The organism is Vannielia litorea, from assembly GCF_018424695.1.
GTDB lineage: Bacteria > Pseudomonadota > Alphaproteobacteria > Rhodobacterales > Rhodobacteraceae > Vannielia > Vannielia litorea_A.
This window is the reverse complement of sequence record NZ_QTNQ01000210.1, coordinates 1-644: the sequence shown is the minus strand read 5'-3', so window position 1 is coordinate 644 and position 644 is coordinate 1. Positions and strand designations below refer to the sequence as shown.

Below are 644 nucleotides of genomic sequence, written 5' to 3'. Positions count from 1 at the left end.
AGATGGGTATAAGAGACAGGAAGCGATGGATCCGGTTGAACTCTGGAAGTTGCAGCAGTTCACGGGCGACCTCGCGCGGGCTCGGGGCGTAGCGCCAGGGGAGCGCCTGGAGGAGCCGGGATGCGATGGCCGGCGCGAGGCGGTGCAGCGGCGGCGGCAGGCGGCGGGTAAGCACCTGGCGAAGTTCATCCTCGGTCCAGGCACCGAGGGTCAGGCTGGTGGCGAGGTTGCGCGCGAGCTGCTGCCGGTTCATCCCGACCGCCTTGTGCAACGGGCGATCTCTGCTCGTCCTGGAAGTGCGCTACCCGATCTGGGTTTACCCAGCTGCGGTAGCGCCGTGTCTGTGTAGGTCATCATCACAGGCGGGGATGCCCCGCCCAACTCTCCTCATCGCTGCTGAGAGCCATCCAGAGATCGCCGTTGCCGGGCGAGTATGCAAAGCGCGGGAGAGATTGCCAAGGGGCCGCTCTGTGCGGCGGGTTTCGCCCCGGCGGGCGGCTGGAAAGCACGTGGCGCTGCGACGGCTTGGCGCGGGCGCGCTTGCTGCCGTCTGGCCGATGCGAGGCGTTGAGGGCCGCGCCCGACCCTGGGTGGGCGCATGTGAAACGCCTGGCCGGGTGCTGCGCTTCGAAGATCGTCTGTCG

Annotated in this window: 1 protein-coding gene; it reads right to left on the bottom strand. The window is 68.2% G+C overall.

Annotated elements, in window-relative coordinates:
• Positions 1–253 (bottom strand): hypothetical protein (locus tag DYI42_RS24010; protein WP_213549646.1); only part of this gene is annotated, 253 nt, incomplete at its 3' end.
• Positions 254–644: the final 391 nt, after the last annotated feature.